Genomic DNA, 15,884 nt, shown 5'->3' on the forward strand with positions numbered 1-15,884 from the left:
TTGTGTCTGACCCCACTGAGATCTCTGAACCAGTCGTGAGCGCGGCCGTCGACGCCGCACTCGCCGCCATTGACGCCGCGAACGACTCCGCGGCCCTGAAAACCGTGCGCACCGAGCACACCGGCGAGGCCTCCCCGCTGGCCCGACTCAACGCGCTGATGCGCAGCGTGCCGGGCAACCAGAAGGCCGCCGCCGGCAAGCTCCTCGGCCAGGCCCGAGGTGCCGTCGCCCAGGCGTTCGCCGCCCGCGAGGCCGCGATCACCGAGGCTGAGGCAACCGCTCAGCTCGCGGCCGAAACAATCGACGTGACGGCGGCGGCCTCCACCTGGAAGCCCGGCGCGCGGCATCCGCTCACCCTGTTGCAGGAGCGCGTCGCGGATGTCTTCGTCGGCATGGGCTGGGAGGTCGCCGAGGGCCCCGAGCTCGAGAGCGAGTGGTTCAACTTCGACGCCCTCAATTTCGACGAGGACCACCCGGCCCGTGCCATGCAGGACACGTTCTTCATCGACCCACCCGAGGCACACCTGGTACTGCGCACCCACACCTCGCCGGTACAGCTGCGTGCCCTGTTGTCGCGCGAACTTCCCGTTTATGTCGTCGCGCCCGGCCGGGTGTTCCGCACCGACGAACTTGACGCCACGCACACGCCCGTGTTCCACCAGATCGAGGGCATCGCCGTCGACAAGGGCCTGACCATGGCGCACCTGCGCGGCACTCTCGACCATTTCGTGCAGGCCATGTTCGGCCCCGAGGCGAAGGTGCGCCTGCGCCCCAACTACTTCCCGTTCACCGAGCCGAGCGCCGAACTCGACCTGTGGCACCCGACCTTCAAGGACGGCGCCCGCTGGATCGAGTGGGGCGGCTGCGGCATGGTCAACGCCAATGTGTTGCGTTCCGCCGGGATCGACCCGGAGGTCTACTCCGGATTCGCGTTCGGCGTCGGCGTCGAACGGGCATTGATGTTCCGAAATGATGTGAAGGATATGCACGACATGGTCGAAGGCGACGTCCGGTTCAGCCAGCAGTACGGGATGACCGTCTGATGCGCGTACCACTGAGCTGGCTGGCTGAGTTCGTCGACCTGGCCCCGGGCATCACGCCCGAGGACGTGCACGCCGCCCTGGTGAGCGTGGGCCTCGAAGAGGAGGAGATCCACCGCTTCGAGCTGACCGGGCCGATCGTGGTCGGCCAGGTGCTCGAGTTCGTCGGCGAGGAGCAGACCAACGGCAAGACCATCAACTGGTGCCAGGTGCGCGTCGCCGCTGACGGCGAGCTCGCGGCCGACGGCGGCCCGGCCGTGCACGGCATTGTCTGCGGCGCCCACAACTTCGTCGTCGGCGACAAGGTTGTCGTGACCCTGCCCGGCGCCGTGCTGCCCGGTCCGTTCCCGATCGCGCCCCGCAAGACCTACGGCCACGTGTCCGACGGCATGATCGCCTCGGCCCGCGAACTCGGCCTCGGCGACGAGCACGACGGCATCCTGGTGCTCGGCAGCCTCGGCCTCGACCCCGAGATCGGCACGGATGCGATCAGCCTGCTGGGCCTGGACGACACCGCCGTCGAGATCAACGTCACGCCCGACCGGGGCTACGCCTTCTCGATCCGTGGCGTCGCCCGCGAGTACGCGCACGCCACCGGGGCTGCCTTCCGCGACCCGGCGCTCTCCGTCACCGCGGACGCGTCCACGGTCGCCTTCCCGGTCACCATCGCCGATCAGGCCCCGATCCGCGGTCGCGTCGGCGCGAGCGTGTTCGTCACCCGCGCGGTGCGCGGCGTGGACCCCACCCGGCCGTCTCCGGCCTGGTTGATCGCCCGCCTGAAGCTGGCCGGCATCCGTTCGATCTCGCTGATCGTCGACGTCACCAACTACGTGATGATCGAGCTCGGCCAGCCGATCCACGGCTACGACCTTGACAAGCTGGCCGGCGGTATCACCGTGCGCCGCGCAGAACCGGGCGAGAAGCTCGTCACCCTCGACGACGTCACCCGCATTCTCAACGCCGAAGACTTGCTGATCACCGACGAGTCCGGACCGATCGGTCTGGCCGGCGTAATGGGCGGTCAGAGCACCGAGATCGGTTCCGCGACCACGAATGTGCTGATCGAGGCCGCGAACTTCGACCCGGTATCGATCGCGCGCACGGCCCGTCGGCACAAGCTTCCCAGCGAGGCATCCCGCAGGTTCGAGCGCGGGGTGGACCCGGCCGTGGCCGCGGTCGCCGCCGCCCGCGTCGTTCAGTTGCTGGTCGAGCTCTCCGGGGGAGAAGCCGACGGCCTCGGCTCCCTGCACGACGCCACGCCCGACGCCGAGCCGATCTTCCTGCCGACCGGCTTCATCTCCGGCCTGATCGGACTCGACTACACCCGCGAGGAGGTGCGCACCTCGCTGGCCGAGATCGGCGCCTCGATCGAGGAGACCGAGATCGGGCTGAACGTCACCGCCCCGAGCTGGCGCCCCGACCTGACGGACAAGTGGACCCTGGCCGAGGAAGTCGCCCGCATCGTCGGTTACGACCGCATCCCCTCGGTGCTGCCCGTCGCCCCGCCCGGGCGCAGCCTCACCCACGCGCAGACCCTGCGCCGCCAGGTGGCGCAGACCCTGGCGGCCACCGGCCACACCGAGGTGCTCGCGTACCCGTTCGTGGCGGAGAAGTCGAACAACCTGTTCGGGCTGCCCATCGGCCCTGCTGTTCCGCAGATCCGGGTTGCCAACCCGCTCGACGGAGAGGCGCCGTTCCTGCGCACGTCGATCCTGCCCGGGCTGCTGCAGATCGCACACCGCAACCGCTCGCGCGGCCTCACCGACCTGGCCGTCTTCGAACTGGGCTTGGTGTTCCGGCCGGTGGCGGGCATCCGTTACGGCGGCTCCGTCGTGCCGCCCGGCGCGGTGCGCCCGAGCGCGCAGCTGGAGGCCGAGCTCAACGCGGGCATCCCGCCGCAGCCTCTGTCGGTGGCGGTCGTGCTGACCGGCTCCGTCGTGCGGCACCAGCCGGGGCAGCCCGCCGTGGCCGCAAGCTGGCAGCACGCCCTCGCCGCGGTGCAGCAGGTCGCGCTGGCCGCCGGCGTTCCGATCACGGTTCGCCAGGGTTCGCACCAGGCCATGCATCCCGGCCGCACCGCCGAGCTGTTCGTGACGACGGATGCCGGCACGACCTCGGTCGGCTACGCCGGCGAACTGCTGCCCAGCATCGCCCGCGACGCGGACCTGCCCGCGGTCGTCGCGGTTGCCGAGATCGACCTGACCGCCGTGTTCGCGGAGGCCGGCGCCGAGCTGCGCGCCACACCGATCGCCACGATGCCGGCCGCCACACAGGACCTGTCCCTCGTGGTCGACGCCGGCGTGCCGGCCGGCGACGTGCTCCGCACGCTGCTCGAGGGCTGCGGGCCGCTGCTCGACCACGCCGAACTCGTCGACGATTACCGCGGCACGGGCGTGCCGTCCGGACGCAAGTCACTGACGTTCGCGCTGCGGTTCCGGGCGCCGGAGCGCACCCTCACCGCCGCGGAGGCCAGCGACGCCAAACTCGCCGGCGTCGCGGTGGCCGCCGCCCGCTTCGGGGCCACTCTCCGCGAGTAGCGCGAGTAGCGCGAGTGGCGCGAGTGGCGCGAGCTGGCGCCCGCTCCGCGCGCCGAGTGTCACCGCCCGGGCGGCGATTATCGGCGCGAACGGCGATTCTCGGCGCGCGGGGCGGCGCGCTAGGTTGGGAACATGTCTTTTTCGGTGGCGGTGGCAGGTGCGAGTGGTTACGCGGGCGGTGAATTGTTGCGTCTGTTGGCCGGGCACCCCGACTTCGAGGTGCGCACGGTCACGGCGCACAGCACTGCCGGGCAGCGTCTGATCGACGCGCAGCCGCACCTGCGCTCGCTCGCGCACCTCACCCTGGTCGACACGACGCCCGAAACCCTCGCCGGGCACGATGTGGTGTTCCTCGCCCTGCCCCACGGGGCATCCGGTGCCCTCACCGCGCACCTTTCCGCCGACACGCTCGTCGTGGACTGCGGTGCCGACCATCGGCTCGAAAGTGAGAGCGACTGGGCGGCGTTCTACGGGGGCGACTACTTCGGCGCCTGGACCTACGGCGTGCCCGAGCTCCCGGTGGTCGGCGGCACGCAGCGCTTCCGGTTGGCCGGCTCCCGCCGCGTCGCCGCCCCCGGCTGCAACGCGAGCACGGTGGCGTTGGCGCTGGCGCCGGGCATCCGTGCCGGGGTGATCGAGCCCGAAGACTTGGCCGCGGTGCTCGCGGTCGGACCCTCCGGCGCCGGCAAGAGTCTGACGCTGCCGAACCTCGCAAGCGAGATCCTCGGCTCCGCGAACCCCTACGCGGTCGGCGGCGTGCACCGCCACATCCCCGAAATCCAGCAGAGCCTGCGCTGGGCAGGGGCCTCGAACCCGACCATCTCATTCACCCCGGTGATCGTGCCGATGTCGCGGGGAATCCTCTGCACCGCGACGGCCCGTCTCGTGCCCGGCACATCCGGCGCCGCGGTGCGCGCCGCCTGGGAGGCGACCTACGCCGACGAACCGTTCGTGCATGTGCTGCCGGAGGGCCGATTCCCGCGCACGGGCGATGTGCTCGGCGCCAACACCGCGCTGATCGGCCTCGCCGTCGACGAGGCCGTGGGCCGCGTCGTGACGATCACCGCCGTCGACAATCTCACTAAGGGCACCGCCGGTGCCGCCATCCAGTCCGCCAACCTGGCGTTGGGACTGCCCGAGACCACGGGCCTGAGCACGAATGGAGTTGCCCCATGAGTGTCACCGCCCCCGCCGGGTTCGCCGCCGCCGGAGTTACCGCCGGCCTGAAACAGTCCGGCGGGCTCGACCTCGCCGTCGTGCAGAACCTCGGCCCGCTCACCAGCGCGGCCAGCGTTTTCACCAGTAACCGGTGCAAGGCGAACCCGGTGCTTTGGAGCGAGCAGGTCATGAAGGGCGGCCGAGTCAAGGCCATCGTGCTCAACTCGGGCGGCGCGAACTGCTACACCGGCAGCATCGGCTTCCAGACCACGCACGCCACCGCCGAGGCCATCGCCGACCGCTTGGAGATCTCCGCCGGCGAGGTGCTGGTCTGTTCCACCGGCCTGATCGGCGAACAGCTCGACCTCGGCAAGATCACCGCCGGCGTGTGGGACGCGACCCTCGCGCTGCAGGGTGAGAAGGCCACCTCCGACGCCGCCGGCCTGGCCGCGGCGCAGGCGATCATGACCACCGACACCACACCCAAGCAGACCATGCTCGTTTCCGACACCGGCTGGACCATCGGCGGCATGGCCAAGGGCGCCGGCATGCTCGCGCCTGGCCTGGCCACCATGCTCGTGGTGCTGACCACCGACGCCGTGCTCGACTCCGAGCAGCTGGACGTGGCCCTCCGCCAGGCCACCCGGGTCACGTTCGACCGCCTCGACTCCGACGGCTGCATGTCCACCAACGACACTGTCACCCTCCTCGGCTCCGGGGCGAGCGGGGTCACCGCCGACCTGGCCGAATTCACGGATGCCCTGATCGCCATCTGCCAGGACCTCACCCTGCAGCTGCAGGCCGACGCCGAGGGGTCCGCCCACGACGTCGCCATTACGGTGCGGCACGCCGGCACCGAGGCCGACGCCGTCACGGTCGCCCGCGCGGTCTCCCGCAGCAACCTGTTCAAGACCGCGATCTTCGGCAACGACCCGAATTGGGGCCGCGTGCTCGCGGCGGTCGGTACGACGGATGCCGCCTTCGACCCCTACGGCATCGACGTCGCCATCAATGGCGTGCAGGTCTGCACCGCGGGGGAACCCGACCAGCCGCGTGAGCTCGTCGACCTCACCCCCCGCTCGGTCTCCGTGCTGATCGACCTGCACGAGGGCGACGAGACGGCCACCATCTGGACCAACGACCTCACCCACGCCTACGTCGAAGAGAACAGCGCGTACTCGAGTTGAACCCGGTCCACGAAACCCCCGGCGACGAGACGACCCCAGGCGACGAGACGAACAGCCGGGCGGAGGCAGCCGTCAAGGCCGCCACGCTGATTGAGTCGCTACCCTGGCTCAAGCGGTTCCACGACCAGATCATCGTGGTCAAGTTCGGCGGCAACGCCATGGTCAGCGAGGAACTGCAGCGAGCGTTCGCCGAAGACATGGTGTACCTGCGTTATGCCGGCATCCGCCCCGTCGTCGTGCACGGCGGCGGCCCGCAGATCTCCGCGATGCTCGACCGCCTCGGCATCGCGAGCGAGTTCCGCGGTGGCTACCGGGTGACCACGCCTGAGGCGATGGACGTCGTGCGGATGGTGCTCACCGGCCAGATCAACCGCGAGCTGGTCAGCCGCATCAACCAGCACGGCCCGCTGTCGGCCGGGCTGTCCGGCGAGGACGCCGGGCTGTTCCAGGGCCGTCGCCGCGGCACCGTCATCGACGGCGGCGAGGTCGACCTCGGCCTCGTCGGCGACGTGATCGGCGTCGACCCCGAGGCCGTGCTCGCCCAGCTCGCCGCCGGCCGTATACCGGTCGTCTCCTCGATCGCACCCGACACGGATGTCCCGGGCCAGTCCCTGAACATCAACGCCGACGCCGCCGCCGCGGCCCTCGCGGTCGCGCTCGGCGCCGTCAAACTGGTCATCCTGACCGATGTCGCGGGGCTGTACAGCGACTGGCCCAACCACGACTCGCTGGTGTCGGTCATCGACGTGGACTCGCTTCGCTCCCTGCTGCCGGGCCTCGAGTCGGGAATGATCCCCAAGATGACGGCCTGCCTCGACGCGGTCGAGGGTGGCGTCGCGAAGGCGGCCATCATCGACGGCCGGGTACCACACTCGATCCTGCTCGAGGTCTTCACCGGCAGCGGGATCGGAACCGAAGTGGTCCCGGCATGAGCAATACGCACCCAGAATCGAGCACCGCACAGATGGCCGATTCCGGCACCCCCGACTGGCGCGAGCGTTTCAGCGCCGCCATGATGCACACGATCGCACCGCCGCTGGCGATGCTCGTGCGCGGGAAGGGGTGCTACGTCTGGGACGACGAGGGCACGAAGTACCTCGACTTCCTCGCCGGAATCGCCGTGAACTCGCTCGGCCACGCGCATCCGGCTCTCGTCGCCGCGGTCACCGACCAGGTCGGCCGGCTTGCCCACGTCTCGAACTACTTCGCGTCGCCACCGCAGCTGGAACTGGCCGAACGGCTCAAGCGCCTCACCGGTGCGGGACAGGCCGGCCGGGTCTACTTCTGCAATTCCGGCGCCGAGGCCAACGAGGCCGCATTCAAGCTGGCCCGACTGAACACCGACGGTGGCAGCCGAACCCGCATCCTCTCCCTGCACGACTCGTTCCACGGCCGCACGATGGGGGCGCTCGCCCTCTCCGGCAAGCCGGCCATGCGCGAGCCGTTCCTGCCGGTCCCCGAGGGGGTCGAGCACCTCCACGCCACGCTCGAGGGGCTGGACGCCGCGATCGACGAGACCGTCGCCGCCCTCTTCCTCGAGCCCGTGCAGGGCGAGGCCGGGGTGGTCGACCTGCCCGCAGGGTTCCTGCGCCACGCCCGCGAGCTGTGCACCCGAAACGGCGTGCTGCTCATCCTCGACGAGGTGCAGACCGGCGCCGGCCGCACCGGCGAGTGGTTCGCCTACCAGCACGACGGTATCCAGCCGGATGCGCTCACGCTGGCGAAGGGGATCGGCGGCGGCCTGCCCATCGGCGCCCTCGTCACCTTCGGGGCAGCGTCGGAGCTGTTCCAGCGCGGCCAGCACGGCTCAACCTATGCCGGCAACCCGCTCGTCACGGCCGCCGCCAACGCCGTGCTCGGCGCCATCGAGGCCGACGGCCTGGTCGCCAACGCCGCGCGGCGCGGCGAGCAGCTGCGGGAGATCCTCGCCGGCTTCGGTTCCCCCCTCATCGGCGAGGTGCGCGGCCGCGGGCTCCTACTCGGTGTCGGGCTGACCGAACCGGTCGCCACCCGCCTGGCGGCCGCGGCCCAGAGCAACGGCTTGATCGTGAACGCCGCAAACGAGTCCACCATCCGTCTGGCCCCGCCCCTCATCGTCGGCGACGACGAACTGGCCGATTTCGAGTGCCGATTCGGGCTCGCTCTGGCCAGCCTCTAGAGTTGAACGATCTATTCCCCAGAAGCGAAAGTGACACCGTGACCCGCCATTTCCTGCGCGACGACGACATCTCACCGGCCGAACAGGCCGAGATCCTCGACCTTGCCCTGGACCTCAAGCGTGACCGATTCGCGGTCAAACCTCTGGCCGGCCCGCAGACCGTGGCTGTCATCTTCGACAAGTCATCGACCCGCACCCGGGTCTCCTTCGCCGTGGGGATCGCCGACCTCGGCGGCAGCCCGCTGATCATCAGCACCGCGAACAGCCAGCTCGGTGGCAAGGAAACCGCCTCCGACACGGCCCGCGTGCTCGAGCGCCAGGTGGCCGCGATCGTCTGGCGCACCTACGGCCAGGCCGGACTCGAGGAGATGGCCCTCGGCACCACGGTGCCCGTCGTCAATGCGCTGTCCGACGACTTCCACCCCTGCCAGTTGCTCGCCGACCTGCTCACCATCCGTGAGCACCGCGGCGACCTGGCCGGTCAGACCCTCGCGTTCCTCGGCGACGGAGCCTGCAACATGGGCCAGTCCTACCTGCTTGCCGGCGCGACCGCGGGCATGCACGTGCGCATCGCCTCCCCGGTCGGGTACACGCCCACCGACGAGGTCGTCGCGGATGCCGCGGCGATCGCCCTGCGCACCGGCGGCTCCGTGGAGCTCTTCACCGACCCGGTCGCGGCCGTCACCGGCGTCGACGTGGTCGTCACCGACACCTGGGTGTCGATGGGCAAGGAAGAGGAGAAGGCCACCCGCCTGGGTGACCTCGGTCGCTACCGTGTGGACGCCGCCCTGATGGCGCTCGCGAAGCCCGACGCGCACTTCCTGCACTGTCTGCCGGCTGACCGCGGTTTCGAGGTGACCGCCGACGTCATCGACGGCGCGCAGAGCATCATCTGGGACGAGGCCGAAAACCGCCTGCACGCCCAGAAGGCGCTGCTCGTCTGGCTGCTCACCCAGAACAGCGCCTAACGCCCCGGCGGGCGTCACAGCATGACCGTAAACTTGATCAGATCGAATTTTTAGGGAGAACCATGGCTGAACGCGTTGTGCTGGCATATTCGGGCGGACTCGATACCTCGGTTGGCATCGGCTGGCTGAAGGATGCAACTGGCAAAGAGGTCGTGGCCCTCGCCATCGACGTGGGACAGAGCGGCGAGGATATGGACGTCATCCGCCAGCGCGCCCTGGACTGCGGCGCCGTCGAGTCCATCGTCGTCGACGCGAAGGACGAGTTCGCCAGCGACTACGTCGTGCCGGCCCTCAAGGCCAACGCGCTCTACCAGAAGCGTTACCCGCTCGTCTCCGCGCTCAGCCGCCCGCTGATCGCCAAGTACCTCGCCTCCACGGCCAAGGAGCTCGGAGCGAACAGCGTCGCGCACGGCTGCACCGGCAAGGGCAACGACCAGGTGCGCTTCGAGGCCGCCGTCGCCGCCCTCGCGCCCGAGCTCACCTCGCTCGCCCCGGTGCGCGATTTCGCCCTCACCCGGGACAAAGCCATCGAATACGCGGCGCTGCACGACCTGCCCATCGCACAGTCGAAGAAGAGCCCCTACTCGATCGACCAGAACGTCTACGGCCGTGCGGTCGAAACCGGCTTCCTCGAAGACCCGTGGAATGCCCCGATCGAAGACCTCTACACGTACACGCAGGACCCGGCCGTGACTCGCGAGCCCACCGAGGTCGTCATCAGCTTCGACCAGGGTGTTCCCGTCGCGATTGACGGCGTCGCCGTCACCCCGCTGCAGGCCATCGAAATGATGAACCTGCTCGCCGGCAACCAGGGCGTCGGACGGATCGACATCGTCGAGGACCGCCTCGTCGGCATCAAGAGCCGCGAGGTCTACGAGGCCCCCGCCGGCATCGCCCTGATCGCCGCGCACGAAGAGCTCGAGAACATGACCGTGGAACGTGACCTGGCCCGCTACAAGCGCACGGTCGAGTCCAAGTGGGCCGAACTCGTCTACGACGGCCTCTGGTTCTCCGGCCTGAAGCGCGCACTCGACGTGTTCATCGACGAGACGCAGAAGCACGTGACCGGCGACATCCGTCTGAAGATGCATGCCGGCACCGCCGTCGTCACCGGCCGCAAGTCCACGCAGAGCCTCTACGACTTCAACCTCGCCACCTACGACACCGGGGACACTTTCGACCAGTCCATGGCCAAGGGTTTCATCGAGCTGTGGTCGTTGCCGAGCAAGATCTCGGCCCGCCGCGACCTCGCCGGCAAGTAGGGCTGACGTGGCTGGCGACACGGACACGCACGAGAACCGCGCGGGCAAGGCGGGCGCCCTCTGGGGTGGCCGCTTCGCCGGGGGACCGTCGCCGGAACTGGCGAAGCTGAGCAAGTCGACCCAGTTCGACTGGCCGCTGGCTCCCTACGACATCCGTGGTTCCCAGGCCCACGCGCGGGCCCTGGCCGCGGCCGGTTACCTGACCGCCCCGGAACTCGTCGCCATGATCGCCGGCCTCGACACCCTGATGCAGGCCGTGGTCGACGAGAGCTTCCTTCCCGCAGAATCCGACGAGGATGTGCATTCGGCCTTGGAACGCGGCCTGATCGACATCGTCGGCGTCGAACTGGGCGGCAAGCTGCGCGCCGGCCGCAGCCGCAACGACCAGGTCGCCACCCTGGTGCGGATGCTGCTGCGCGACAAGGCGAAGGGCATCTCCGCCCACGTCATCGACCTGATCGACGCCCTGGCGTCGCAGGCCGAAGCGAACGACGAGGCCATCATGCCGGGCCGCACGCATCTGCAGCACGCCCAGCCGGTGCTGCTCGCCCACCACCTGTTCGCGCACTGCTGGCCGCTAGTGCGCGACCTCGAGCGGTTCACCGACTGGAACACGCGCGCCGACTACTCGCCCTATGGGTCTGGTGCCCTGGCCGGCAACACGCTCGGCCTCGACGCCAACCTGGTGGCGGCCGACCTCGGCTTCAGCGCCGTGGTCGAGAACTCGATCGACGGCACCGCGAGCCGCGACCTGGTCGCCGAGTTCGCGTACATCACCGCCCAGATCGGTATCGATCTGTCCCGTCTGGCCGAGGAGATCATCCTCTGGAACACCCGCGAGTTCGGTTTCGTCACCCTCGACGACTCCTACTCCACCGGGTCGTCGATCATGCCGCAGAAGAAGAACCCGGACATCGCCGAGCTGGCCCGCGGCAAGGCGGGGCGCCTGATCGGCAACCTGACCGGTCTGCTGACCACTCTCAAGGGGTTGCCGCTCGCCTACAACCGCGACCTGCAGGAAGACAAGGAGCCAGTCTTCGACTCGATCGAGACGCTCGAGGTGCTCCTGCCGGCCTTCAGCGGAATGATCGCGACCCTGACCTTCCACACTGAACGGATGGCCGAGCTCGCCCCCCAGGGATTCTCCCTGGCCACCGACGTCGCCGAGTGGCTCGTCAAGCAGCAGGTCACGTTCCGGGACGCGCACGAAATCACCGGTTCGCTGGTGAAGTTCGCGGAGCGGAACGGGCTCGACCTGCACGAGGTGGACGACGCCGCGCTGCTCGCGCTGTCGCCGCACCTCACGCCGGACGTGCGCGAGGTACTCACCATCACCGGTTCGGTGTCCCGCCGCGACGGCCAGGGCGGGACCGCCCCGGTGCGCGTGGCGGAGCAGCGCGCGGCGCTCGTCACCCGGGTGCGCGCGCTGGCGGCTGCGCTCGGCATGTGACACTCGCCGACGGCATTCTGGCGCGACCGGCCGTTGAGGTCGCGCCACAGTTGTTGGGCGCGCTGCTCGACCGCGCCGGGGTGCGGCTGCGCATCACCGAGGTGGAGGCCTACCTCGGGCAAGGGCTCGACCCCGGCTCGCACGCCTTCCGTGGCCAGACCCGGCGGAACGCGTCGATGTTCGGCCCGAGCGGCCACCTCTACGCGTACTTCAGCTACGGCATGCACGTCTGTGCGAACATCGTCTGCTCGCCGGGCGGCGAAGCGTCCGCCGTGCTGCTGCGCGCCGGCGAGATCGTCGACGGTGTCGCCGAGGCACGGATGCGCCGCCCCACCTCACGCAGCGACCGCGACCTGGCGCGCGGCCCGGCCCGGCTCACGCTGGCGCTCGGCATCGGGCTGGGAGACGACGGTGCGGACCTCGGTGAGGCGCCGTTCACGCTGACCCTGCCTCCCGAACCGGTCGCTTTCCGCAGCGGACCCCGCACCGGAGTCGGCGGCGTCGGCGGGGGAGCGGAGTATCCGTGGCGATTCTGGATCCCGGGCGACGCGTCGGTGTCGCCGTACCGGCGACATCCGAAGCTGGGCGCTGAGCCCGACTCTCGCTAGGCGCGCGTCGTCGACAGGCGAGCACCGTCGACAGGGTCGGGCGGTCGACAGGCTCGGGCCGTCGCCGGGCTCGCGCCATCACCGGGACCCGCGCTGGGGCATCCGTCGTCATATAAAAGCGGAGATTTTCGGGAAACGCCGGTTCGGGGGCCGACCGGCGTGTCGCGAAAATCTCCGAGGTTACGTCAGCGCGATCGGCACGGATGCCCCGGGTCGCGCGGCAGGTTCGGGTCACCGGATCCCGGCAAGCTCGACCGCCGACCGCCGACCGCCGACCGCCGACCGCCGACCGCCGACCGCCGACCGCCGACCGCCGACCGGCGCCTACGTCAGGGCGATCTGCACCAGGGCGGCGCACGCGCACGCCCAGATCAGGCTCGCCAGCGTGCCGATGATGAACCGCTCCCGGGCCTCGGCCGTGGCCAGCTCGGTGAAGCGGCCGACGCCCTTGATCGCCACGACGACCGCGATGGCCTCCGGGAAGCCCGCCAGGATCGCGCCGGCCACGGCGAGGCGCTCCAGGATTCCGATCATCAATCCACCGCGCAGCACCTCGTGCACGAAAGTGCCGTGCGTTCCGGCCGTCCCCTCACCATCGGGTACACCGGTGGCATCCGGTGCATCCGGTGCATCCGGTGCATCCGGTGCATCCGGTGCATCCGGTGCGCCGGCATCAACCCCGGACGCGCGGCCCGGCTCCGGTGTCACGGGAGCGCCGCCGTTGTCGACCAGGATCCCGCCGTGCTGGCCTTGGGGCACGGAGTTGTTCGTGGCCAGCCTCAGCGCAAGCAGCGCCGCCGGGCCGCCGCCGACCACGGCGAGACCGAGGGCCACCATGCCGAGGAGCACGCCCGACACGGTCGCGCCTCCGGGCGAGGGGAGGGCGGCGATCATCAGGGCCGCAGCGAGGGCGCCGCCGGAGACCGCGGCGAACTGCGGCTTCTGGCGCCGGAACGCGAGGATGGCGAAGACCAGCGAGCCGGTGGTGACGACCAGGAGGGACATCCAGTAGAGGTAGGCAACGATCGGGAAGGACGAGGAGATCATGCGGCAGGGTCCGTTTCGGTCGTGGCGTGCTCGAGGTTCTCCAGCAGCCTAACGAGTGCGGGCTGGGCGGACTGGTCGACCCTCCAGAGGGCGATTCGGATGCGCTGGCTGACGGCGGCGGGGGAAATGCCGAGCTCGGCGGCGATCTCCACCTGGGACATCCCGCTCGCCAGCAGGTCGATGGCCGCCCAGCCCTCCTGCGAGCGACGCTGGCGAAGGAGCAGCAGATTGGTGATGAGTGCTTCCACCCCGTCGGCGTCGAGCAGCGGAGCAGAGCGGCCAGCAGTACGGCCAGCAGTACGGCCAGCGGCCGGATCAACCTCGAGACTGAAACGGGCCTCGGCCTTCTTTGCCCGCGTCACGGCCGCCCGCGCCGCGACGAACGCACCGCCGGAGGCCTGCCGGGTTGTTTCTGGAAGAGGGGTGCGCACCTCGCCGATGCCGAGCCCGATGCTCCAATGGCCCGCGCGATGCAGCGCGAGAACGGCGGCAAGGGCCGTGCCGGCGTCGGGCAGCAGTAGCTGGATCTCATCGCCGGACGTCTGGTCGGGCGGCAGCGTGAACGCCGGGCCGTACGCGGCCATGAGCTCGGCGATCATCTCGCCGGCCCGATCGCGATCGTTGCGGCTGTCGACCTGGTCGGCCGTGATGACGAACATGGGCGGGACCTCCGACGGAGTTGGCGGGCTGATATGAAGCTTCCACGATGAATCTACACTAATTCAGCCTATAGGCTTAATATTTGCCGATCAAGGTGTGGTCCTGAATTCCCGGGCAGCGAGTCGGGCGCTGATATCCTTGGCTCGTGTCAGATCCAGCCATCCTCGCCCTGCAAGCCAACGACCCGACCTTCGACGACGTCTGGGAGGAGATCTCCTGGCGAGGCCTGGTACAGGTGTCCACCGACACCACCGAACTGCGTGAGCTGCTCGCCGGCCCGCCGGTCACGTTCTACTGCGGCTTCGACCCGACCGCCCCGAGCCTGCACCTCGGCAACCTCGTGCAGCTGCTGCTCATGCGCCGGCTGCAGCTGGCCGGACATAAGCCCCTCGGCCTGGTCGGCGGGTCCACCGGACTGATCGGTGACCCGCGCCCCACGGCCGAGCGCACCCTGAACTCTCGGGATGTCGTCGGCGAGTGGGTGGGCTACCTCCAGGCCCAGGTCTCGCGCTTTCTGAGCTCGGAGGGCGACAACGCCGTCACCCTGGTGAACAACCTGGACTGGACCGCCCCGCTCAGTGCCATCGACTTCCTGCGCGACATCGGCAAGTACTTCCGGGTCGGCAGCATGCTCAAGAAGGATGCCGTGAGCGCCCGGCTGAATTCCGACGCCGGCATCAGCTACACCGAGTTCAGTTACCAGGTTCTGCAGGGGATGGACTTCCTCGAGCTCTTCCGCACGTACGGCTGCGTGCTGCAGACCGGAGGCAGCGACCAGTGGGGCAACCTCACCAGCGGTATCGACCTCATCCGCAAGGCGGAGGGGGAGAGCGCCCACGCCATCGGCACCCCGCTGATCACGAACAGCGACGGCACCAAGTTCGGCAAGAGTGAGGGCAACGCGGTCTGGCTCGACCCCACCCTCACCAGCCCGTACGCGTTCTACCAGTTCTGGCTCAACACCGACGATGCCGATGTCCTCAACCGGCTGAAGGTGTTCACCTTCCTCACCCGGTCCGACATCGAGGAGCTCGCGGGTGCCGTGGCGGCGGAACCGTTCAAACGCCTCGCCCAGCGCACGCTCGCCGTGTCCGTGACGAGCCTTGTTCACGGCCGTGCCGCGACGGATGCCGCCATCCAGGCCGCGCATGCCCTCTTCGGCCAGGGTGAGCTGTCCGATCTCGACGAGGCCACCCTCGAAGCCGCGCTGCGAGAACTCCCGAACACGACGACCGCCCCGCACGCCCCCGTGGTGCAGCTGCTGGTCGACACCGGACTCAGCATGAGTCTGAGCGAAGCCCGCCGTGCCATCAGCCAGGGTGGGGTCTATCTCAACAACGTGAAGGTGCTGAGCGATGACCAGACCATCGAGGGTGCCGTGCTTCCCGGGGGAGTGGCCGTGCTCCGCCGTGGGAAGAAGACCTTGGCCGGCGTTTTCGTCGTCTGATTCAGAGACGGATGTCGCCTGGTCGTTCCGCCCCGTTGGGGCGTGACACGCCCGGGCGGTTGCTGGTTTTGACGGTCCGGTGTGTCGGCCGTAATGTATTCAAACGTACCCCACAGGTGCGGAAAGCCGCAGAGCTTCCCGGCCTCATGTGGAACCACAGTTTTTCGCTTCGTCTCATGCTTGTTCCTGTTTCAGGTGGGTGTGGGGGAGGCCTAAGATGGTAACTCTCTCCGGCTGCGTGTTTGGTCTGGTGGGTGGTTGTCCGAGTCGCTTTGGCGCACTTGGAATCGGCTGCTTTCCGTGATTTGACAGGGTGTGGCCGGGCAGCTAAGTTATGTAAGTTGCCTCGAAGCGACAGCCCC

General features: G+C 69.4%; 13 protein-coding genes. 11 read left to right on the plus strand and 2 right to left on the minus strand.

From position 1 onward, the window contains the following. Positions 1-2 precede the first annotated feature (2 nt). The 10 genes from pheS to E3O28_RS10015 all read left to right on the plus strand — a co-directional run bounded on the left by pheS (position 3) and on the right by E3O28_RS10015 (position 12,368). A complete protein-coding gene (gene pheS, locus E3O28_RS09970) occupies positions 3-1,043 on the plus strand; it encodes a phenylalanine--tRNA ligase subunit alpha (protein ID WP_104101244.1) in 1,041 nt (346 codons plus the stop codon). Continuing rightward, positions 1,043-3,577 (plus strand): phenylalanine--tRNA ligase subunit beta, encoded by a 2,535-nt coding sequence (pheT, locus tag E3O28_RS09975; RefSeq protein ID WP_104101246.1) that lies wholly within the window; start codon positions 1,043-1,045, stop codon positions 3,575-3,577. The genes pheS and pheT overlap by 1 nt, the downstream gene beginning before the upstream one ends. 132 nt (positions 3,578-3,709) lie before the next feature. Beyond that, a complete protein-coding gene (gene argC, locus E3O28_RS09980; protein ID WP_134415813.1) occupies positions 3,710-4,753 on the plus strand; it encodes an N-acetyl-gamma-glutamyl-phosphate reductase in 1,044 nt (347 codons plus the stop codon). Then, positions 4,750-5,922 (plus strand): bifunctional glutamate N-acetyltransferase/amino-acid acetyltransferase ArgJ, encoded by a 1,173-nt coding sequence (gene argJ, locus E3O28_RS09985; RefSeq protein WP_104170088.1) that lies wholly within the window; start codon positions 4,750-4,752, stop codon positions 5,920-5,922. The genes argC and argJ overlap by 4 nt, the downstream gene beginning before the upstream one ends. A gap of 86 nt (positions 5,923-6,008) precedes the next feature. Then, a complete protein-coding gene (gene argB, locus E3O28_RS09990) occupies positions 6,009-6,854 on the plus strand; it encodes an acetylglutamate kinase (protein WP_241973084.1) in 846 nt (281 codons plus the stop codon). Then, a complete protein-coding gene (locus E3O28_RS09995) occupies positions 6,851-8,080 on the plus strand; it encodes an acetylornithine transaminase (protein WP_277874710.1) in 1,230 nt (409 codons plus the stop codon). The genes argB and E3O28_RS09995 overlap by 4 nt, the downstream gene beginning before the upstream one ends. Before the next feature lie 38 nt (positions 8,081-8,118). Then, on the plus strand, positions 8,119-9,048 hold the full coding sequence (argF, locus tag E3O28_RS10000) for an ornithine carbamoyltransferase (RefSeq protein ID WP_134342192.1): 930 nt from the start codon (positions 8,119-8,121) through the stop codon (positions 9,046-9,048). Positions 9,049-9,110: 62 nt separating this feature from the next. Further along, on the plus strand, positions 9,111-10,310 hold the full coding sequence (locus E3O28_RS10005; RefSeq protein ID WP_104101259.1) for an argininosuccinate synthase: 1,200 nt from the start codon (positions 9,111-9,113) through the stop codon (positions 10,308-10,310). Between the two features lie 7 nt (positions 10,311-10,317). Beyond that, complete coding sequence (argH, locus tag E3O28_RS10010; RefSeq protein ID WP_104101261.1) at positions 10,318-11,760, plus strand: argininosuccinate lyase; 1,443 nt, start codon at positions 10,318-10,320, stop codon at positions 11,758-11,760. After that, positions 11,757-12,368 (plus strand): DNA-3-methyladenine glycosylase, encoded by a 612-nt coding sequence (locus tag E3O28_RS10015; protein ID WP_104101263.1) that lies wholly within the window; start codon positions 11,757-11,759, stop codon positions 12,366-12,368. Before argH ends, E3O28_RS10015 begins: the two co-directional genes overlap by 4 nt. 324 nt (positions 12,369-12,692) lie before the next feature. Here the strand turns inward: E3O28_RS10015 and E3O28_RS10025 are convergent, their stop codons facing one another. Continuing rightward, positions 12,693-13,415 carry a hypothetical protein gene (locus E3O28_RS10025; protein WP_134415815.1) on the minus strand — a complete coding sequence of 241 codons (723 nt, stop codon included), beginning with the start codon at positions 13,413-13,415 and terminating at the stop codon, positions 12,693-12,695. Beyond that, positions 13,412-14,074 carry a winged helix-turn-helix transcriptional regulator gene (locus E3O28_RS10030; protein WP_134415817.1) on the minus strand — a complete coding sequence of 221 codons (663 nt, stop codon included), beginning with the start codon at positions 14,072-14,074 and terminating at the stop codon, positions 13,412-13,414. Before E3O28_RS10030 ends, E3O28_RS10025 begins: the two co-directional genes overlap by 4 nt. 146 nt (positions 14,075-14,220) lie before the next feature. Here E3O28_RS10030 and tyrS point away from each other — a divergent pair, with 146 nt between their 5' ends. Further along, entirely contained in the window at positions 14,221-15,522 is a 1,302-nt protein-coding gene (tyrS, locus tag E3O28_RS10035; RefSeq protein WP_233191420.1) for a tyrosine--tRNA ligase, read from the plus strand. The last annotated feature ends 362 nt before the right edge of the window (positions 15,523-15,884 follow it).

The organism is Cryobacterium sp. TMT2-14 (genome assembly GCF_004402465.1).
Taxonomy (GTDB): Bacteria; Actinomycetota; Actinomycetes; order Actinomycetales; family Microbacteriaceae; genus Cryobacterium; species Cryobacterium sandaracinum.